At 39.7% G+C, this 20,897-nt stretch carries 21 protein-coding genes; 5 read left to right on the top strand and 16 right to left on the bottom strand.

What is annotated here, in order from left to right; genetic code table 11:
• Positions 1–102: 102 nt before the first annotated feature.
• Positions 103–1,683 carry a peptide chain release factor 3 gene (locus BSO02S_RS09655; RefSeq protein ID WP_066066027.1) on the bottom strand — a complete coding sequence of 527 codons (1,581 nt, stop codon included), beginning with the start codon at positions 1,681–1,683 and terminating at the stop codon, positions 103–105.
• A gap of 200 nt (positions 1,684–1,883) precedes the next feature.
• Between BSO02S_RS09655 and BSO02S_RS09650 the strand changes: the two genes are divergently transcribed.
• The 3 genes from BSO02S_RS09650 (at position 1,884) to BSO02S_RS09640 (ending at position 4,555) form a co-directional block, all read left to right on the top strand.
• Positions 1,884–2,144, top strand: a complete 261-nt coding sequence (locus BSO02S_RS09650) for a hypothetical protein (protein WP_066066011.1) — start codon at positions 1,884–1,886, stop codon at positions 2,142–2,144.
• A 127-nt stretch (positions 2,145–2,271) separates the two neighbouring features.
• Positions 2,272–4,014: an AAA family ATPase gene (locus BSO02S_RS09645; RefSeq protein WP_235846897.1), complete on the top strand. Its 1,743-nt coding sequence runs from the start codon at positions 2,272–2,274 to the stop codon at positions 4,012–4,014.
• Positions 4,015–4,132: 118 nt separating this feature from the next.
• Positions 4,133–4,555, top strand: a complete 423-nt coding sequence (locus BSO02S_RS09640; RefSeq protein WP_235846896.1) for a YkvA family protein — start codon at positions 4,133–4,135, stop codon at positions 4,553–4,555.
• 14 nt (positions 4,556–4,569) lie between these two features.
• Here BSO02S_RS09640 and BSO02S_RS09635 read toward each other — a convergent pair whose 3' ends face one another.
• The 3 genes from BSO02S_RS09635 to BSO02S_RS26295 form a co-directional block, all read right to left on the bottom strand.
• The gene (locus tag BSO02S_RS09635; protein WP_066066005.1) at positions 4,570–5,169 is read right to left on the bottom strand and encodes a cell wall hydrolase; all 600 of its coding nucleotides are present in this window, start codon (positions 5,167–5,169) and stop codon (positions 4,570–4,572) included.
• Positions 5,170–5,368: 199 nt separating this feature from the next.
• Positions 5,369–5,452 (bottom strand): YjcZ family sporulation protein, encoded by an 84-nt coding sequence (locus BSO02S_RS28635; RefSeq protein ID WP_142303784.1) that lies wholly within the window; start codon positions 5,450–5,452, stop codon positions 5,369–5,371.
• 107 nt (positions 5,453–5,559) lie between these two features.
• Positions 5,560–5,655, bottom strand: a complete 96-nt coding sequence (locus tag BSO02S_RS26295; RefSeq protein WP_084374968.1) for a YjcZ family sporulation protein — start codon at positions 5,653–5,655, stop codon at positions 5,560–5,562.
• Between the two features lie 85 nt (positions 5,656–5,740).
• On the opposite strand from BSO02S_RS26295, the gene BSO02S_RS09625 reads away from it, so the two are divergent.
• Positions 5,741–6,181 (top strand): hypothetical protein, encoded by a 441-nt coding sequence (locus tag BSO02S_RS09625; protein ID WP_066065998.1) that lies wholly within the window; start codon positions 5,741–5,743, stop codon positions 6,179–6,181.
• A gap of 39 nt (positions 6,182–6,220) precedes the next feature.
• On the opposite strand, the gene BSO02S_RS09620 is transcribed toward BSO02S_RS09625, so the two are convergent.
• The 5 genes from BSO02S_RS09620 to BSO02S_RS09600 form a co-directional block, all read right to left on the bottom strand.
• On the bottom strand, positions 6,221–7,414 hold the full coding sequence (locus tag BSO02S_RS09620; RefSeq protein WP_066065995.1) for a coiled-coil domain-containing protein: 1,194 nt from the start codon (positions 7,412–7,414) through the stop codon (positions 6,221–6,223).
• Positions 7,415–7,897: 483 nt separating this feature from the next.
• Positions 7,898–8,194: a polyhydroxyalkanoic acid inclusion protein PhaP gene (gene phaP, locus BSO02S_RS09615; protein WP_066065992.1), complete on the bottom strand. Its 297-nt coding sequence runs from the start codon at positions 8,192–8,194 to the stop codon at positions 7,898–7,900.
• A gap of 256 nt (positions 8,195–8,450) precedes the next feature.
• Complete coding sequence (gene ppc / locus BSO02S_RS09610; protein WP_066065989.1) at positions 8,451–11,213, bottom strand: phosphoenolpyruvate carboxylase; 2,763 nt, start codon at positions 11,211–11,213, stop codon at positions 8,451–8,453.
• A gap of 160 nt (positions 11,214–11,373) precedes the next feature.
• Positions 11,374–12,453, bottom strand: a complete 1,080-nt coding sequence (locus BSO02S_RS09605; RefSeq protein ID WP_066065986.1) for a cadherin-like beta sandwich domain-containing protein — start codon at positions 12,451–12,453, stop codon at positions 11,374–11,376.
• A 134-nt stretch (positions 12,454–12,587) separates the two neighbouring features.
• Positions 12,588–13,037, bottom strand: coding sequence for an SRPBCC family protein (locus tag BSO02S_RS09600; protein ID WP_066065983.1), 450 nt, complete (start codon positions 13,035–13,037; stop codon positions 12,588–12,590).
• A 237-nt stretch (positions 13,038–13,274) separates the two neighbouring features.
• On the opposite strand from BSO02S_RS09600, the gene BSO02S_RS09595 reads away from it, so the two are divergent.
• Complete coding sequence (locus BSO02S_RS09595) at positions 13,275–13,919, top strand: YczE/YyaS/YitT family protein (protein WP_066066020.1); 645 nt, start codon at positions 13,275–13,277, stop codon at positions 13,917–13,919.
• Positions 13,920–13,993: 74 nt separating this feature from the next.
• Here BSO02S_RS09595 and BSO02S_RS09590 read toward each other — a convergent pair whose 3' ends face one another.
• The 7 genes from BSO02S_RS09590 to pabB form a co-directional block, all read right to left on the bottom strand.
• On the bottom strand, positions 13,994–14,635 hold the full coding sequence (locus tag BSO02S_RS09590) for a YcnI family copper-binding membrane protein (RefSeq protein ID WP_066065980.1): 642 nt from the start codon (positions 14,633–14,635) through the stop codon (positions 13,994–13,996).
• Positions 14,636–14,657: 22 nt separating this feature from the next.
• Complete coding sequence (locus tag BSO02S_RS09585; RefSeq protein WP_066065977.1) at positions 14,658–16,304, bottom strand: copper resistance CopC/CopD family protein; 1,647 nt, start codon at positions 16,302–16,304, stop codon at positions 14,658–14,660.
• An 11-nt stretch (positions 16,305–16,315) separates the two neighbouring features.
• The gene (locus BSO02S_RS09580) at positions 16,316–16,903 is read right to left on the bottom strand and encodes a DeoR family transcriptional regulator (RefSeq protein ID WP_066065974.1); all 588 of its coding nucleotides are present in this window, start codon (positions 16,901–16,903) and stop codon (positions 16,316–16,318) included.
• 242 nt (positions 16,904–17,145) lie between these two features.
• A complete protein-coding gene (locus BSO02S_RS09575) occupies positions 17,146–17,916 on the bottom strand; it encodes a nucleotidyltransferase domain-containing protein (protein WP_066065971.1) in 771 nt (256 codons plus the stop codon).
• A complete protein-coding gene (gene pabC / locus BSO02S_RS09570) occupies positions 17,913–18,785 on the bottom strand; it encodes an aminodeoxychorismate lyase (protein WP_066065968.1) in 873 nt (290 codons plus the stop codon). Before pabC ends, BSO02S_RS09575 begins: the two co-directional genes overlap by 4 nt.
• A gap of 11 nt (positions 18,786–18,796) precedes the next feature.
• On the bottom strand, positions 18,797–19,381 hold the full coding sequence (pabA, locus tag BSO02S_RS09565) for an aminodeoxychorismate/anthranilate synthase component II (RefSeq protein ID WP_066065965.1): 585 nt from the start codon (positions 19,379–19,381) through the stop codon (positions 18,797–18,799).
• Between the two features lie 6 nt (positions 19,382–19,387).
• Entirely contained in the window at positions 19,388–20,779 is a 1,392-nt protein-coding gene (gene pabB / locus BSO02S_RS09560; RefSeq protein ID WP_066065961.1) for an aminodeoxychorismate synthase, component I, read from the bottom strand.
• Between the last annotated feature and the right edge of the window lie 118 nt (positions 20,780–20,897).

Here is a 20,897-nt window from a genome sequence, read left to right as displayed (position 1 = left end):
GGGCGCTGGATTCAGATAACTAATTCAAAGTTATCCACACTAATTTATTTTATAATTTCTTAGACGATAAAAAAAAGCGGGTAATTAGCCCGCCGCTTTTTTTTAGTCATGCTGATCCATTGGATTATAAAGTTTTACGGTTGGATTTTTTTCTTGGAACCATCTTAGGGCAAATTCATTTTCAAATAAAAACACATATTGTTCAAAACGATCTTTTACGAGCAGGGAGCGCGAACTCGAGAGATTCTCATCAACTACGTCGTTTTCAGTCCAGCGGGCAATCTTTGATCCCATCCGCTCCATTATGACATCAGCATTATACTCATTTTTCATTCGGTGCTCAAATACTTCATACTGTAATTGACCAACCGCGCCCAATAAATAGTCATCCGTTTTAACCGTTTTAAAGAGCTGAATAGCTCCTTCTTGGACGAGCTGCTGTATTCCTTTATAAAAGGATTTTTGCTTCAGTACGTTTTTTGCGGAAACCCTAACATACAATTCCGGTGTAAACTGTGGAAGCCGCTCATATTGAAAGGCATCCTTGCCAGTAGTCAGAGTATCGCCAATTTGGTAGGTGCCCGTATCGTATAACCCGATAATATCGCCGCTAACCGCTTCATCTACTGTATTTCTTTCTTCAGCCATAAACGAAGTCGATTGCGAAAGCTTTACTTGCTTACCTAATCGTGGAAGATTAATCGTCATTCCTCGCTCAAACTTCCCTGAACAAACACGCACAAAGGCAATCCTGTCTCGGTGTGCAGGATTCATATTGGCTTGAATTTTAAAGACAAAGCCTGAAAATTGTTCCCCTAGTGGATCAATTTCACCAATCGATGAATTACGTGCCACCGGTGGAGGAGCAAATTGCAGGTATGACTCAAGAAAGGTCTGGACACCAAAGGCTGTTAAGGCACTTCCGAAAAATACAGGCGTAAGGTTTCCCGCTGCTACTCTTTCTGCTGAAAATTCATTTCCTGCTTCATTAAGGAGCATAATTTCATCAAGTGTTTGGTCATAAAGTCCTGACGCCTTTAACGGATGGTCACCGGCAATTTCCCCATCATTATTTAATGGAATATAACGGTCCTGCTCGTTCACACGGAACTGTTCAACCCGGTTGTTAAAGCGGTCATAAATGCCTAGGAATTCCTTCCCCATTCCGATTGGCCAGTTCATGGGATAGGATTCAATTCCAAGAACCTCTTCTAATTCAGCAAGAAGTTCGAGAGGGGATTTCCCTTGGCGGTCTAGTTTATTAATAAAAGTAAAAATAGGAATTCCCCGCATGCGGCAAACTTTAAATAGCTTAAGTGTTTGTGCCTCAATCCCTTTTGCCGAATCGATAATCATCACTGCACTATCTACAGCCATCAAGGTACGGTACGTATCTTCACTGAAATCCTGATGACCAGGAGTATCCAAAATATTAACTCTGTATCCATCATAGTCAAATTGCATGACACTGGAGGTGACGGAGATTCCACGCTGCTTTTCAATTTCCATCCAGTCACTTGTCGCAAATTTCCCCGTCTTTTTCGCTTTTACTGTACCAGCATCACGAATGGCGCCGCCGAATAATAATAACTTTTCTGTTAGTGTTGTTTTACCGGCATCCGGGTGGGAAATTATCGCAAATGTGCGACGTGATAATACTTCTTCTTTAAAATTGTTACCCATTTCATTTTCCTCACTTTTGACAATTAAATTTAAAATTTTTGTCCATAACTTCAATCTTATCTCGCAAAAGGCAACTTTGCAATATTTCTATATAGCGATTATGATTATTTCTTTTATCCCACAGGCGAAAAGAATATAATGTAGGTATGCTGTATTGATGAAATAATACCGTTAAATACATAACTACACTGGGAGGCACTATGAATATTACAACCATTGATCAACCGACCTTAGACCTATTACGGAAAGCATTTGATATTGTCCTTAAGCAAAATAATATTTCATATAAAAAGATTGGAATTGTCGAAGAAGGAGAGCAGCTATTATTTTTGTATGAAGGAAAGGACGAAAAAGTTCATGTTTTTAAATGGAGTAAATCATCAAGTGTGGGTGTAAGTTTTGGTGTTCTTGCGCAAAGTGTACTTATGCCGATCATTCCTCACCTTCGCTTATTATCATAAACTTTGAAAACACACTGCCCTTTTTTAAAGGGTTGCTGTGTTTTTTAAGCTTCCATCGATTCCCACATCCATTTCACTGGAAATCCCTTTATAATAGGTGATGACTCTGTTGAAGGAGATGAAGGAATTGAATAAAAGTAAAAGAAAAGTTTCTAAGTTTATTCCGCTCTTCGCAGCGATTATATTAGTTATAGCAGGTATCGTCTGGTTGGTTCAGACCACAAATAATGAGATGGCAATCCCATTCTCGTCTGTTGAGAAAACTATTCAAGAGCAGCACGGAAAAACGGTCGCTCTAACGGAACAAGCTGACGGGAGCATTTATATTAAAGCAGGAAAATCTGAATACGTTTCTCATGTTCCCCCAAATAGCCAAATGGTAGACAAGCTTGTCGAAAAATATAATATTGAATATTTCTATTCCACAAGCAGCCGCTATGGAAAATGGATTTTAGGCGGGGTTATTCTGCTTATGGCGGGTGCAGCATTTGCACTTCAAAAAACAAAAGGCGGCTTCGGATTAAATAAATCGATGAAAAACAGCGTGGCCCAGGCACGTCCCCTTCCTTTGATTAGCTTAGAGGATGTTGGTGGACTCGGAGAAGAAATGAAAGAAGAAATCTTGCAAACACTGTCAACCCTGAAAGAGCCGGCAAGAGCGTCTAAATTAGGAATTAAACCACCGAAAGGAATTCTTCTGTACGGACCTCCCGGAACTGGAAAAACCTTACTGGCACAAGCAATCGCCCATGAATTAAAAGCTGCTTTCTTTTCAGCAAGCGGTTCTGCTTTTAATGAAATGTTTATCGGTGTAGGGGCTAGTCGTGTTCGTACCTTGTTCAAAACAGCAAGGAAACAACAAGGTCCCGCTATTATTTTCATCGATGAAGTGGATGCTTTAGCAGGAAAAAGAAAGGCGCATGGCGGCGAGGAAGCTGAAAAAACCTTAACTGAATTACTTGTTCAGCTGGATGGCGGTTATTCCAATGATGGGATACTGTTTATTGCTGCAACAAATAGAAAGGACATGCTTGATGAAGCCTTTCTTCGTCCAGGAAGAATCGATTTCTCTTTCCAGGTGCCACTTCCAGATACAAAAGGAAGAAGAGAAATCATTGACATCCATACAAAAGGCAAGTCGTTTGCGAAGGATGTGCTAGCATCATTAGATATGCTGGCTGAAAGCACTTCAGGTTTTTCTGGTGCAGATCTTCAGTCTCTTTTTGAAACGGCCAGCAGGAGAGCCGTTCGGAACGGGACAGACATGATTCAAAAGCAAGACCTTGATTATGCCCTTGACAGGACCATTTTGGGAAGCACATCTCGTTCCTTACAGGACCTTGACACAAAACGGAGAGTAGCCATCCACGAAGCAGGGCATGCGATTGTCGCATCGTTAACGAAGCCTGGTTCTGTCAGAAAAGCAACAATTATTCCACGTGGTGAAGCGCTCGGCTATGTTGCGCCAATTCCAAAAGAGCTCCATTTGTCGACAACCAGTGATCTGCTGGAGCGTGTCGCCATGGTATTAGCAGGCGGGGTGGCTGAAAGAATCTTCCTTGGTGAACACAGCATCGGCGTTAGCGGAGATGTGCAGCAGGCAAAACACATTATCGAACAAATGGTGGATACCGGCATGCTCCAAGACGGTTTTACATTGATCTTCAACAAACAAGATAAAGAAGTAAAAATGCAGGAGCTATTTGCCAAAGGCATAGAAAAAGCAGAAGATCTGATTAATATCCATCAACAACAGTATCAACAATTAGTTGCTGAATTATTAAAAAAGGAAACACTAGAAGGCTCGGAAATAGAGGAAATTGTTTGGGGGAAATCAACTCAAATCAGTGATGACCTTGTTATAGCTTAAAAAGATAACCCGGTGTAATCATCTTACGCCGGGTTTTTCTTTATGTTCAAATATCTAATGGTTTTCCTGTTTTAGTGGAACACTATGTATGGACTCTAACCATTAAGGAGTGAATTGGTTGTTCGATAAAGATAAGATATTCGAAAAAAAGCAGCAAAAATATAATGATGAAGCAAGCGGGTACATCGGCAATCAGCAAAAAACGCAAGGATTACTTCATAAAGCAATAATAATGGCCAATGAAAGGAAAGGAAAATTAGGAGACGCTTGGGATAAATTGCAATTATTTTTTGAATTAGTAAAATCATACTCAAAAGGCGAATATAAAAATGTTTCTACTCGTACTATTATTACTGTGGTAGGAGCGCTGCTTTATTTCGTTTCTCCACTTGATTTAGTCCCTGACTTCATTATTGGTCTTGGGCTTCTTGATGATGCAGCTGTGATTGGCTATACGGTCAAAAAAATATCAAAAGAACTAGATGACTTTAGTGCTTGGAAACGTTCCGCCATTTTTACAAAAGAAAACCCGCTTGATTAACCAAGCGGGGTTTCTTATATGGCAAAGCGGTGATTTCCAATTTCCTCTGTTACATCCCTTGTACGAAGCCACTTGCTGTTTGTTTGGTCGGGATTGAAAAAATAAAGTGCATCGGTGATTTGACCATCATTAGCAATTGCTTCGTTAACAGCCTTTCTTGCCTCAATTCCTGCTGGTTTATTTATCATCCCATTATCAACTGGTTGAAACTGCTTTTCTTGATAAATAACCTGCTGAATGGAATCTGGAAATTGTTCACTGTCTACTCGATTTAAAACAACAGCAGCGACGGCAACTTTCCCCTTATACGGCTCGCCCTTTGCTTCTGCTGTCACTAACCTTGCTAACAGATCCTTTTCCTTCTCCGATAGTTGAACCTGTATGATAACTTTCTTTTCTGTAACAAGTTCTTTGATTATTTCATTACTACCTTTTAATTCCGATTTGGATAAACCATATCGAAGGGAAACTTCCTTGAAAGTATCATATTTTGTTCCCTTGCTAATTTTAATGGGATCAGTTGTTTTAGCCTTAACAGGATGGTTTGAACTAGGATAAACCAGCAGGATCATGAAGAAGACGAATGAAAATAGAATAGGAACAATTCTTTTCATTGTGTTGTGTCCCCCTTTATCCTTGTAATTTTTGTTCTTTACAACCTTAACATGGATAATCGCCCCATCCAACCTGAAATACCTTCCATGGAAATCGAGGAAAATTTATCTGCCAAAAAGGCAATAGAAAAAGCAAGGTATGAACCTTGCTTTTCAGAACTTCGGCATTTAAGAAAATGCCTCATATTTATTTTTTCACTTAAAATCTAAAGCAAGCTGCACCCACAATAATCAACAGGATAAATAATACTACGATTAAAGCGAAACCGCCGCCAAAGCCCACGCCGCCGCCGTAACCACAGCCTCCACAGCCTCCATAGCCATATCCACCATATCCACCATATCCACCATAGCCAAACATTTTAGTACCTCCATTTTATATTTATAGAATTAGTAAACCCAAGAAGCCCCGATAATGATTAACAAAATGAATAAAACGACTAGTAGGGCAAATCCGCCGCCATAGCCACCTGCTACACCCGTCATTTGGATTACCTCCTTTTTTGATTTCCTTATATCCTATTCACCTAAATAAAAATGTGCGATAGACATATATCCATATTACCTAGATATGAAAAAAAAGAATAAGCCCTTTAAATGGATTAAAAAGCAGCGTTCCGGTGATACAGCTGAACAAAAGGATCGGCCAATGCTTGAATTAAAATTTCAAAACCTTTCAGCTGATGGTTTAATGATTAAGAAATTAGTCAAAACTTCGAAGGGTGTTATCACTATTGATATGAGCCCTGAGGATGCTGTCTTTTTTAATACCTTAAGTTTAAACGTTACTAATGCTGGGTTCGGCAATTCCTATCTCCCCACTAACGGAAATATCGGCCTCAAAGATGTTAAACTATTGGCTCATCGAGTAACATCAGATAGCTCCAGCATCCCCAAATTTAACCTACGTTTCGTTGAAGGTGGTCAGGTCGAAATGGAGCCAAAAAGTGAGGAAGAACTCCTCCAATTGAAAGCGGGGCTAGAACAGTTGCTTAAGATCAGTCAACCATAAACAGAAGCGGTGCCATAAGAGCATCGCTTCTGTTTTTTGCTAATTATTGATAATTCGCATAACACGTCCATTAAAATGTTCTGCATAGTAGCGTGAAGTCATATCCGCAATGCCAATACCTGTTGAACTTTGTGAGCCAATGAATTTACCTCCGCCAAGATAAATTCCCACATGACCGTCTATTTTATAAGTATCAAAGAATACAAGATCTCCTGGACGCGCCTCACTCATTGATACCCTCGTTCCTGTATTTTTCAAGATATCCGTATGTGCCCCTACCTTGACACCTGCCTGTGCAAATGCCCATGCAACAAAGCCAGAACAATCAAATCTTCCATAGGCAACATCGTAGGCATTTCTACCGCCGCCAAAAACATAGACGGAGTTGCCAATATACTTATCCCCTGCATGGATAACAATATTAATGGCTTCGTTTGATGTTGTAGGTATGTTTACATTTAAATTAGCTGTGTTCGGAGTGGTGGAATTTTGAGCAGGGTCTTTCAACTGCTTTTCCTCTGATGCAAGCGAGCTGTCCTGAGTTTGTAAATTATCCCTCTTAGAAAGCTTTTCAAGCTCTCTCGCCTTAAGTTCTTCTTTTAAAGCATCATTTTGTTCTTTTTGTTCTAAAATCTGAGCCTGCATCCCTTCAAGCTCTATTTTCATGCCCTTTAAATCAATCAGTTTTTTTTCCACATTAGATTGTTTCTTAATAACTACTTGCTGATCCTCTCGATGCTTCTTGACAAGGTCTTCATCCGCTTCCACCATTGTCGTGACGGCACCAAGCCGGTCAACAAAATCACCAAAGCTTGAGGCTCCTAGGAGCACATCTATATAACTAACCTTTCCTCCGCTCTCCTGCAGGGACAGGGCACGTTTTTTTAATATTTCGTTACGTTTATCAATTCTCGCTTGAATGGCAGTAACTTCCTGTTCCAGTTCATCCACTTCCGATTGCGAAGCTTTCACTTTTTCTGCTGTCTGTACAATCATATTATTATTATCTTTAATTGCTTGGTCCACTCTTTTAATCTGTTCAGTTAATTTAGTTAATTCATCTTGAATCCGAGAAATTTCTTCATTAGCTTTTGAAATTTCCGAGTGAATCCCCGAACGCTGCTCCTGAATACGCTGCATGCTTGTTGCCTTTACATTTACAGCTGGAAGAGAAAATACGCTTGTAAATCCCACTAAAATTGTCGTAGCAAGTGCCGTTAGACTCGTTTTCATTTTAGTTTCCCTGCTTTCTTTATATCCAAATGACTAGTCTAAAAATCCAATTATAGAAAACCAGATAAAATTCTTTATGATTTTGTTGTAATACGCAAATTTTCTATGTAACACTTCCTATTTATCTATCAATCCATCAATTGCAGGTAAGACGAATTTCACAAACAATACCCAATATCATCCTATTTTACCTTAATTAGAAGTATATCATCTAAATTGGTTAAATAAGTAATAATAATGTTACATTTATGTATCAAAGCTGATTTTATGTCAGTATGTAACAAAAAGTTCAATGTTATTATGCCAATCCATCATGGCATGCTAAAAAGGACAAATCGAAGACTTTAACCCTGTTTCGAGTGTTAAAAGTATAAAAATAACCACAATCTCTCGAAACTAAAAACAGAGATTGTGGTTGTTAAGTTTTAGTATGGATTCGTATGCTAATCAATGCGCTAATTCTCCTTTATTGGTCAAGAATAGTTACTGAGTTTTTACTAATTCTTTAAAGCTGTTCCTGCCACGCTCAACAAGATTTAAATGTGTGTTCCTTGCTAAATTAACATATCCCTTTCTAACATTAAGCCATGCATTACGGCGTTCACGGGCATAAGCCACACTGGATTCTGCATTTTTCTCAAAACTATCTTCCAGCTGATCAATCAGATGGGAAATAGTTTTGATAGGTGTGAGTGCCAGTTTCTCCAATTGCCCAGAAACCCCTATCAACTGTTTCTTTAATTCCTCGCGCTCATGTACTGGCTCGTGTTCATCTTTCATTTCTCAATTCCAAGCTGACGAATGATTTTTTCGGCTGTATGCTTATTATCACCTGTAGCATATAAACATCTTTGACACTGATTTGTTTGAGCTGTTCAATCGTTCCAGCTGCTTCCTGACGGATTCGATCGGCAATGGAAATAACACCCGCAATATGATTGTTTACTGTAGCGGTACATCCTTGACCGGTGTCAAAATTTAAGAATTAAAAAAGCCATAAACTCTCGTTCGTGAGAGTTTATGGCTTAACCTTATATCAACCCGTATTACGTAATCCAGCGGATATCCCGCTAATTGTTAGCAACACTTCCGTTAGCAGCTCTTCATTAGGCTCGTCCTGACCCCGTAATTCTTTAATTAACTCAACCTGTAAAAAGTTTAACGGATCCACATAAGGATTTCGTCTGTGCACTGACTCTTTAATGTTAGGGGTATGATCAAGCAATTCTTTATCGCCAGTAATTTTGAGCAAAATCGCTTTTGTCTTTTCATATTCATCAAGAATATTAGTAAATATCCGTTCAGCAATCGCCTTGTCTTCAACAAGTGATAAATATTCTTTTGCCGTCGTAATATCCGCCTTCATTAAAGCCATGTTTAGATTATCAATCGTTGATTGGAAGAATGGCCATTTCAGATACATTTGCTGCAGAAGCTTCAGGTTTTGCTCATTTTCCGAAGCAAAACTGTCTAAACCTGTCCCGGCAGCATACCAAGCAGGGAGCAGTTGCCGGCTTTGCGTCCAAGCAAACACCCAGGGGATCGCCCGAAGGTCTTCAAATCGTCCCTTATTTTTACGGCTCATTGGTCTCGAGCCAATGTTTAAGTCGCCTAGTTCCCTTAAGGGTGTGGCTTCCGTAAAATAGGTAAGGAAATCTGGATCCCCAAACACAAGTGATTGGTATTTGCCCAAGGCAGTGCTTGAGATTTCTTCAATCGCTTCTTCCCAAACATGTTCACGTAAGTTCCCATTCTCCGCTTGTTTGGACACATGTGTTGCTGCAAGAAGCAAGGTAGATGTCGCCTGTTCCAAACTACGGTAAGCAATATCCTCTAGCAGATAGCGTGAAGACAAAACTTCTCCTTGCTCGGTAATTTTGACACCATCACCAATGGTTTCCGCCGGCTGCGATAAGATACTTTTGTTTAACGGGCCGCCGCCGCGCCCTAATGAACCGCCCCGTCCATGAAAGAATTTAAGACCAATCTGATACTTCTTCGCCATTTCGTGAATTTCAATTTGCGCTTTATATAGTTTCCAGTTGGCCGTTAACGTCCCACCGTCTTTGCTTCCGTCCGAATAGCCAAGCATGATTTCTTGCTGATCGCCCATTATTCGCAAATGATTGCGATAAACAGGCAGCTCAAAAAGGGTTTCCATAATTTTTGGCCCAGCGGATAAATCATCTATCGTTTCTAGCAACGGCGCAACATGTAGATGGCTTTCAAACGTTCCATCTGCATGAAGCCGATAAATCCCGGCTTCTTTTGCGAAAACAAGCACTTCTAGTAAGTCACTAGGTGATTTTGTCATGCTGACAAGATACACCGAAATGGACCGTTCACCAAATTCCTCATGCGCCTTCTTAATCATTTGGAACACCTGAATCATTTCCTGTGTTTCCGGGGAATAATCTTCATTTAATAATAGAAGCGGGCGTGGGTCCTTAAGAATATTCTGTAAGATTTTCATCTTTTCTTCTTCAGGCAGTCCCGCATAGTTTTCCGTAATCTGGACTTTTTGAAGGATCTCTGTCATGGCCGCTTCATGTTCCCCGCTATGGTTCCGGATATCAAGTGTGGCTAAATGAAACCCAAACAACTGTACTTGCCGAATCAGCTTTTGAATAATCTTCAATTCATGTTCAGCAGGATGATGATTTTTTAAGCTTCTTTTAATAACAAATAAGTCGTCCAATAATTCATCTGCAGATTTATAGCCTACGTCTGATTTCCCCGCTTGATTTACGCGTTCAATAATAATAGCAAAGGCACGGCGGTAGATTTCTGACTTTATCGGCCATCTTTTCTCTTTGGTTAAATAGATAACTTCTTGCATCTCAATTAATTGAAGAAGCTCGGCACTTACCTCGACTCTTGAAGTGGAATGGCTATATCGTCTCATTAAATCAACCAAAACTTCCTTATATTTCTTTAGGACCAGCCGTCGCTGCCGGTCTAATGTCTCCCACGTTACATCATGGGTTACATTTGGATTTCCATCGCGGTCCCCGCCAATCCATGATCCGAATCGAAGGAAATTTGGAACCTCCCAAGAAGTCTCGGAATAATTCTTTTCAAGACTGTCCGCCAATTCTTGATGGATTTCAGGAAGCACCTCAAATAGTGTTTGGTCAAAATAATATAGCCCATTTCTTACCTCATCCAAAACCGTTGGCTTATGTTCACGCAATTCATCTGTCTGCCAAAGAATAGTTACTTCATTAAACAAACTCTCTTCCAGCTTTTTTCTTTCTCTTTTCGTTAATAACGGGTGATCAAGACTTTTTAATATTGCCGCAATCCGCTGTTGAATTTCAAGGATGGAACGTTTTGTGGCCTCTGTTGGATGGGCAGTAATGACAAGCTCTAAGGACAAAGTATTTAGGATGTTTTCAATGACATCCTCTTTAATATTGTTCTCTTTAAGCGCGAGAACCGCACTCTCTATCGATGCCGGTTGGACGATGGAATCGTCTTGAAGGTGGTATTGTCTGCGCCTTCGAATTCGATGATTCTGTTCAGCCGCATTGATCAAATGGAAATACATAGAAAAGGCCCGAATAACTTGTTTCCGCATTGGTGAGCTAAGACCAACAATTTCCTCTTTTAAGGACAAATAAATTTCTTGGTCAAAATGGGTCCTTAGTGTTTTACACATCAAGCGTATTTTTTCAACTTTATCTAGCAACTCAGGACCACCATGATTCACCAAAATCTCGCCTAGCATTTTTCCTAATAACTTAATATCTTGACGCAACGGAAGACTGCTGTCATTCATTTTTAAGTCTGCTGCCATATCTCTCACCTTCCTTAATCAAAAGATTCGCTAAATTTTTATCTATAAATATAACATATATTTTGGAATCATGTTCACTATTTAACTTACTTTTTCCTCTTTTTGCTGAATATAAACAAATAAAACCTGCAGGAAGGGCAGGTTTTATCAAAATTTTTAATTACTTTTCCTGATCAAATACAAGCGCATACGTTTTCCGGTCATCATCGCCGTTTGATACGGCAACTGAAATGATCGTTTTTCCATCGTCTTCAAGCCGGATTGTTTTGCTGCTGGTGCCATCCATCAGGATTGTTGAACCGCTATAATTTGCTGTCGGATTAATGGTAATCGTCTTTACATTACTTGATACTGCTACATGGTAAGTAAACTCACTCTTTGAAAATATGCTGTCCCACGTACCGTCTGAAACAGTTAGGGAAGAAAGTGTCGCTTTGCTTACTTTTTGAACTGTCCCAGAAGTTTGCTTTAGTGACGTTGATTGGATAGAATTGTTTCGCTTATTCGGGGATGGATTGGCGGCTTGGTAACTAGAGACAGTTTCCCTTGTTACATGAATGGTATAAGTCTTTTTCACTCCATTTTCTGCTGTAACGACGATGAGGATATTGGACTTTCCAACAGGAACCTTTGCTGTAACACCTTCCGCCCTGACTAACAATCCGTTTACTTCAACCGTTGCTGTTTTTTTAAGGGCAGTAGGTGAAACCGTGATTGCTGCGGTATCATTTGGTACTTGGACAGTATAATCTGTTACCTCAGCAGAAAATAAGGGTGATAGTTCCCCTGCTGATAGTTTAATAGTTTGGAGAAAATTATTTGCATTTTGCTTTCTTGTTACCGTTAGGGTATAGGTATTTTCCGAATGATTGCCGTCCTTAACGGTGATAAGAAATTTGTTCTTTCCAGTTTGAAGCGAAAAAGGACTTGCGGTTCCACCTGTGATTGACTGTCCATTAATTGTGATGATCGAATCTTTATTGCTGCTTTCAGTAAGAAGGTAAATAGATTGAATCTCATTTTCTACGGTTGCTGAATATTCATTTATCTCTGCTGAAAAATCCTTATCGAGCTTGCCCCCTGCAATTTCTAATTTTGAAAGTGTGTTGGCGGCAGGGTTCTCTTGGACGGTCGCAGTTTCTTCAGCAAAGGCAGGTGGTATGTAGGACACTGTCCCAATTCCAACCATTGTTGCAATAAGAATGAGGTTCAGTCCTCTTTTTGGTAGATTGCTTAACATCGATAATCCTCCTCTCAACGATCCTATTAGGATAGTTGAATTTGGACTAACATTATCATTCGATGCTTAAGATTTTCTTAATTTTTATAGAAAAAAGCCGTAACCTTTAATGTAAAGGTTTGCGGCTTTGATTTTTATCTTCTTTTAAATTCCTCGAGCTTTGAAGAGATTGCTGCAGCCACTTCTTCATCCCATTTTTGGACTGCTTTTTTTAAAAGTGAATTTGCCAAAGAGCCCATTGGTCCTGTTGCATTTATTTCAAGAAATCCTGTCAACTTGGTTTTATTTCTATTTATTGCTTTCGCTTCAAAATACCCTTCACCAAGATACTTTTCATTCGATCGTTTTAATTCAAAACTTACCCTTGACGGTTCATCCCACTCTTTAATATCAATCACTAGAGTGACTTTCTTTTTCATTATGCCGAGGTCGCTCTTAAATTCCCAGGTGATTTGGCGGTCATTTACTTTTTCATGATAAATATAACCGGGGACAAGTGGTGCCCAATTATTTTCATCCCTTATAAAATCCCAAATCACCTCAATGGGGATATCTAATTCTACATGTTGTATTTCGCTTGGCATTTTTGTATCCCTCTTTCATTCAAAGTAAAAGACCCTCAAGTGACTGAAGGCCTTTTATAAAATATATGTTAAATCATTCGTTTATAGAAGAAACAAGTAACATTACAAAAAAAATCCTCCCACCCTAATAATTTTTGTTCGATAATGCAAATTTATCATTGATTAATATCCACTCCTAATTTAAGATTTTCGGAAGGGTTTAAATATTCAGAAAAGTCAATTCGTCTATTGGGGGAACTGGAGTTGAAAGTCTTTCAGTATTTTTTATTCTTTTTGGGGTTAACTTTTTTTGGCTTGGGTAATGCCATTGCTGTTAAGGTGAAATATGTTGGACTCCACCCATGGGAAGTGCTAAATGTTGCATTATATCAGCGCTTAGGACTTACCATTGGCACATGGGGAGTGGTAAGTGGTCTGGTCCTCATCATTATTTCTTTGTTTGTCGCCCGAAGCTATATTAGCATCGGGACAATCTTAAATGCTATATGTATTGGTCCAATCATGGACTTTTTTCTCTGGTTAGATATTCTCCCAAAAGCAACTAATACATGGCTGGATTACCTGATTCTCCTGTCTGGAATTGTGATAACAGGGATCGGCGGCGGCATGTATGTAGCCGCTGGGATTGGTGCCGGCCCGCGTGATGGCTTTATGCTTTCCATTTCGGATAGAACAAGGTTGTCGGTTAGTCAAGCACGCATTATTGTTGAGAGTCTTGTGTTAATTATCGGGTTTTTATTAGGAGGACCTGTGTTTATTGCCACTTTTATCTATACCTTCATTCAAAGTCCCGTTTTTCACCGCTCCTTAAAGCTATTTAAGGCGCTCGTGGCAACTGTCAAAAAGAAGAAAAATCAGGCTCATGAAGGGATTGTTTTATAAATAACAGAAAAAGACGCCACCTTTAATGCTTAAAGTGGCGACATTTTTTATTAGATAAGAAAATCAAGATTCGATTATTTTTTACGGAACGCTAGAACAAGAGCAATTAGTGAAAGCAATGCAGCTGCACCCGATAAAATAAGTGGAAGAGAATCGGACGTTACATCTTCTTTTTCAGTATCCGTGGTTTTTGTTTCTTCCTTATGCTCTGTTGTTTTTGTATCATGGTGATCAGTTGTTGCCGCCTTCACAATGTCCGTGATTGAATGTGGAGAATCTGCTCCCTCATCACCTGTCCACTCTACGACACTGCCATCTTTATAGTATTGAAAGGCATCCCAAGCAGCTTTTGTTGCCTTATCAGGATTTTTCGCTACAAAAACAAATTGTTGGAATTGACCAGGTAAAATCCCTTCCCCTGTTGCATCGAATGTAAATGATTTCACCTTTCCAGCAGCGTCCTTGTCAGATGAATACGTCCATCCTGGAACCGGTTGATAGGACATAATCTCAACACCAGCAGGGGCCTTAATGGTAACTTTAGTCGTAGCCACCTCTTTTTCAACAGGAACTTTTAATGTATAGGTTTCCCATGCGCCAGTTGCCGAAGTTTTTGGGACAACAGTCACATGCGCGCTTGCGATACTTGAAAAGAAAAATAGACTTATAACCGCGGGGATAACTACTTTTGAAATCTTAACCAATATTTTTTTCATTTGAATTCTCCTTAAATGTTTATTATTGACTTCCTACCAAACAATGGAAATCGATATCGATACTTTCTAACGTCTTTGTCAAGACATGAACATGCACGTTCCAATGCCCTGCCATACTGAAATGCAAGCCTTTCACTTCATACTTACCTTCAGCAGTTTTTTCCATATTAACCGTTTCAGTCCCCATATCCATATCCAGCATGGTAAAGGTCAAGTGCAGCTGCTCAATATCCTTGATTGGCTTCCCGCCGCGGTCTTTTAAGGTGACCTCGTATAAATTTTCTCCAATACTATTAGGGGTTGCTCTTAATGTAACTTGATTGTGATTCACTACTTTTGTTTCCTTAAATGGCCCTGGAGAGGCCATCGCTGTTGGTAAATTGGTTAACACAACGGAAAGAATTAATATAATCACTCCAATGGTAAGCTCGCCCCACAGGGAAGCCGCTAGCCCCTTTTCCTCTTTCCTTTTCCCTTTAATAAAATTAACTGCTGCAAGCAGGAGCATCAACAGAAACAAAATCACTTTACCGGCTAAAACCTTTCCATAACTCGTTTGAACAAGGGATGAAAGGTTTGGAATGTATAACAGGCTGTTAAAAACTCCTGTAAAAGTTAAAAGGAGGACGAGGATGATGCCCCATTTCGAGAAGCGTTTTATCATTAGCAAATAATCCTGCTTCATTTCCGTGTCCTTGCGCCATCTCAGTAAAGCAACAAACCCAATTAAACTACCTATCCAGATGGATGCCGCAAGTAAATGGAGAAAATCCATTGAAATCGTTAATATTTGATTGGTTTGTGCGGCAGCATGACTCGTTAACGTCTTTGTCAGCAATAATGCTGTGCCTAAACCAAAACAGGCCCACATAATCACCTTTTTCGTGCTCTCAGCCATTCCGATAAATGATGTGATAAGCACAAGCGTTACCAGGATAGCTGCTTGGTAAATCCACGCTTGACCAAAGGTCGTGTTCGTTAAAATATTTTCAAATAGTTGAAAGCTTAATACTTCACTCCAAGGAAAACCAGATTCAATCGTTGCTTGTAATGGTAAGCTTAATAGGATACTAAGAAAAAGGAAAATTAGACCAATACTTATAAGCTTTAGGAAAAATTTTTCTATTGAACGATTTTTGCGAAATCCTTTTGGCAAAACCATCATGTAGAAAAAGAGGAGGCCGACATAACACGCATTGCTAATATATTGCAGCCACCGAATGATGATAAGATCCGCCCCCGGGGTATAGCCTTTCGTTTCCTTATGTATAGCAGCCGATCCTTCCGCTTCTGCACCAATTTGAAAGGGAATGACTCCCTCGACGGGGTGGCCATCGCTGGAAACAACCTTCCATTTTATTCGATAGGTCCCATCTGGAAGGTTCCTCTTTAATCCGCTCTTTAAGATGGAAGGTTGTTTTGGATCAATCCGCCCATTTTTTTTATCAACTCGATTCCCGTCCGAATCAAACACCTTGATTGAATTAAAGGCGGGCTGAATCGATTCATCAAATTGAATCATGATTTCTTTAGGTGCCTGTTCAAGAATTTCATTTTCAATTGGTGTTGATTTTTTAATATAGGCATGGGCAGAAAAATTAGTCGGGAATAAAAATAGAAAAAGTGACGCGATTACCATAAACATGCTGCATTTTATTTTTACATTCAATCTATCACTCCCTATATGGTGGAATCTTTTTTGCAAGAACATCCCGTGGAACCATTCATTCTTTTGTGAATTTCAGTAATCGCCTCTTCAAAAAGCAGCACAACACCGCCAAAACCCTTTTGAAATTGTTCCGCCTGCTTTAAAGATTCAAATGTTAATACTTGAGGCTGGCAGCAATTTAAGTTGAAATCCGCATCCATTAGATAATAGGCGATTTTCGCGCTAATCGTGGAATTTTGAAGGAAATCACGGCAGATAATTTGCGAAACATCTTTTTCTATATCCTTGTATCTTAGTAACCCACAGTGCGGGCAGCATAATTGCTCCACTCTTAGATCATAGGTAATAATTTGAACGGGATGACGGTTGTTCATTTCTTTTAAACAATAGCTGCACGAATTCGAAGATCCATTCAAAATAGGGGCTAATGAGATTCCCCTGGAAGTTTTGATAACCACTTTTTCATCTAATAATGGCTTGATGTCACGATAGACTGTCATTTCAGATACCTTCAAACGATTGCTGATCTCTGTGATAGCTAAAGAACCTTCTTGATTCAACCATTTTAATAGCTGCTGTCTCCGCTCAATCGGTAACATTTTACCCCCCTCTTAAGTCTTAATAAAACCTTCTGCTTGCTTTTTAGTTTAATTGACTTTAACCATTTAAACAATATAGGTATGGGAATAATTTGTGAATAATTTGTGAATAAATGTTTGATTTTCACACTTTCTAACATAAAGGAATACTTTTTATTAGGATTTACCTCTAATAGCTTTTTATAATCAAAAAGCCACTATTTTACTAATCGTGGTTCTATCCTTATCTTTTCCTTTGGGAATTAGGCCCACACTTCTTCTAGGATGTCTCTGAATAAATCATCCAGTATTGGTGAAATGTCTGTTTTGGAAACCTCTAATGCTTTGGTGTAATCTTCTAACCGATTAATTTCTTTTTCTAAAAAGCTGTTTATGGCTATGATCTTCGGTTCAAGGTTTAGTTCGTCCCCACGAATTTTTCTTTCTAAAAGGGATAAAATTTCCTTCTTAAGCTCCCCTTCCTCAAGTAGGTCCTCGACTAATTCTTGAAACTCAATTGGGGGAACGGTATTATATTTTTCAATCCAGAGACAGGCTAACACCGGCCTTAGAACATAAAAGTATTTCTTGATTTTGACTTGATCTCGGTGGAGATAATCGCGATAGTTTCCCTTCGCCATATTTAAATAATGATAGAGTGCCGATTGCGGTAAAAATACCTTGTCTTGAATCGCCTTCATTCTATCCACAAGTGAAAAAGCCTGATAATAGACAATGCCGGAATGAAGCCATTCCATTAGTGGCGGATTGGACTTTTTAAAAAGTCTAAGGGCTTTGCGCAATTCCCAGCCATTGATATCAAGGAGATTATTAATCGGAAGTTCAATCACATCGCGTTTTGGGTCAATGCTCAAATACCAGTCTTTTTTATGGACATAGATAAATCGGACGTCATAATCACTGTCCTTAGAAGGAAAGCCCCACGCCCTGCTTCCTGACTCTACTGCGTAGCAGATTTTCACATCAAATTCCGCTTCGATTCTTTTGATTTCTGCGAGAATTTTCTCTTTCATTGTTCATTCCTCCTTAAACAATGCCTTGACCAAAGGGATTTACAATATTGGCGATAGTCCTGATGGAGCAGTTGGACTAATTCTCCCTTCTTACCAGGCATTTGATGCCCTTCAAAAGAAATAATCGGCACAATTTCTTGAATCGAATTGGTAACAAACATTTCATCAGCCTTATGGGCGTGCTCGAATGAATATTGCCCCTCTTGAACATTTAGAACATTTTTTCCAGCAAGTTCGATAATGAACTGACGGGTAATTCCATTTAGGATACCTGTACTTAAAGAAGGAGTGTATAAGGTTTGGTCCCTTTTCCAAAAGATGTTTGAGACAATTCCCTCAGCAACATACCCATCCTTGGTTAGGAAAATCCCCTCTTGATTGGGTGACTCACCAATTTCTCTTTTCGCAAGGATGTTATTCATGAAATGATGTGACTTAAGCCGCTCCACTCCCTCTGGGGTATTACGCTTTAGCTTTAATAGAACAGCTTCCTTTTCTATCAATTCCCCCGCCTGAGGTAACGGTTTAGGAAAAATGATAATGTTTGGTTCGTTGTAGGGATCCACCTGCAAACCAACTTCTCCCATACCAGCTGATACATTTATACGGATATAGGCATTTGTAAGATGGTTAATTTCCAGTAATCTCTGCAGTATTTTGTTCATTTCTTCGCGAGAAAAACGATGGTTGATGTTAAGAGCATCCAGGCCCTGATTAAGACGATTTAGATGGTCATCCAATAGGAATGGGTGACCATCATAGATGCGAAGCGTTTCAAAAAGCCCCATGCCGTATAAAAACCCATGATCAAAAGGAGAAATTCTGGCTTCTCCCTTTTCCACAAATTGGCCGTTTAAGTAGATATGCATATTGGCCACCACTATAACGTGTGAACTTTTTTATAGTGATTGACAAAGTTCCGTAAAAGGTCTTTTCCTGAAGTGGTCATGATTGATTCCGGGTGAAACTGGACTCCTTCAATCGGGAGCTCCTTATGACGAATCGCCATAATTTCTCCTTCTTTTGTCCATGAAGAAATCTCAAAGCAATCAGGCAATGTTTCTCTTTTGACGATTAATGAGTGATATCGTGTCGCTGGAAATGGGTTCGGCAGTCCTTGAAAAATCGTTTTTCCATCATGAAACATATCGGACGTTTTCCCATGCATGAGCCGCTCCGCTTGGACAACCTCACCCTCGAAGGCTTGCGCGATGGCTTGCTGACCGAGACAGACACCGAATATTGGAATTTTCCCTGCAAACGATTTGATTGCCTCAAGGCTGATTCCCGCTTCATTTGGACTGCATGGACCCGGAGAAACCATTAAGAATTCAGGCTTCAGTCCCTCAATCTCCTCAATTGAAGTTTGATTATTTCGCTTTACTATCAATTCTTCTCCCAGTTCACCCAAGTATTGAACTAAGTTAAACGTGAAGGAATCATAATTATCAATCATAAAAATCATCGCTGCTTACTCCTCTGCCAGTTCTTTTGCTTTCCATAAAGCGGCTGCTTTTTTCATTGATTCTTTGTATTCATGCTTTGGATTGGAATCGATAACGATTCCTGCCCCTGCCTGTACATGTGCCATTCCATCTTTTACGAGCATCGTTCGAATGATAATGTTTAGTTCTAAATCCCCGCTAAAATCAATCCATCCAAGCGAACCCGTATAAACTCCTCGTTGAACAGGTTCAAGCTCTTCGATTATTTCCATGGTTCGAACCTTTGGTGCCCCTGTAATCGTTCCGCCTGGGAAAACAGCATCAATGAGGTCAGCTCCTGATTGATTTTCGGCCAATTCTCCTCTTACGTTGGATACGATATGCATTACATGGGAGTATTTTTCAATCACCATAAATTCATTGACCTCGATGGATCCGTATTGACATACTCTTCCAAGGTCGTTCCTTTCCAAATCGACGAGCATGACGTGTTCTGCTCGTTCTTTTTCATTTTCAATTAATTCGGCGGCAAGCTTTACATCTTCCTCATGGTCTTTCCCTCTTGAGCGGGTACCAGCAATCGGACGGGTGCTAACTTCCGCGCCGCTTTTTTTAACAAGCAGTTCTGGTGAACCACTTACGATCTGAAAGTCTGGCGTATGAAGATATGCCATATATGGTGATGGATTTAAGGCTCTTAATTGCTCGTAAACCTCGATTGCTGCTGCTTCAATCGGTTTTGATTGGCGGACAGCGAGATTCACTTGGAAGACATCACCCGCTGCAATATATTGTTTAATTTTTAGCACAGCCTCTTTAAATTCATCCTCTGTCATGGAAACCTCAAATCGGTGTGGTTCAATCTTTTTGGCCTTTTGTGGCGTATTTGAAGCTTGTTCCTGTAGCCAGCAATGCTCCCAAAAAGACAGTTTCTCCTCTATACCCCTATCATTTTCAGCTAAACACAACAGCCATAATATTTCGTTCTCGTGGTCAAAAACAAACCATTCCTTCACAATGAAAAAGTAGATTTCCGGCATGTCTAAATCATCTTTTGCTAATTCTGGCAGTTCTTCAATGTAACGCGCATAATCATAACTTATGTAACCAATTGCCCCTCCAAGGAAATTAGGGAGTCCTTCCATGTTATCTACATGATACTGACTCATCCATTCCTTAAATAAGTGAATCGGATTGCCTTCAAAGCGTTCGGTACCGTTTCCATTTTGAATTTCAAGCTGATAGTTTTTCCCTTTGATAATTGTTTCGGGTTGAAACGCTGCTATACTATAACGCCCGCCGCGTCCGCTTTCCAATAGCACATGATGCGTGCTCGTCTTAGCAAGTGATTGAAATTGACGGAAAAACCTTGAGTAAGAATAAGGAACTTTTTTACTATATACATGAAGCTGTTGCATCGAATTCACTCCCATACGATTCTCTTTTTTTATCATACTTGAAAAGGGTGTCAGGCACCACTCCAAAAGTGGTGCCTGACACCCAATAGTCTGAATGAAGATAACTAACTGCATCCTG

This window comes from Neobacillus soli NBRC 102451 (genome assembly GCF_001591665.1).
GTDB lineage: Bacteria > Bacillota > Bacilli > Bacillales > Cytobacillaceae > Neobacillus > Neobacillus soli.
The sequence above is the reverse complement of the archived record's forward strand: the minus strand, read 5'-3'. Positions and strand labels throughout refer to the sequence as shown.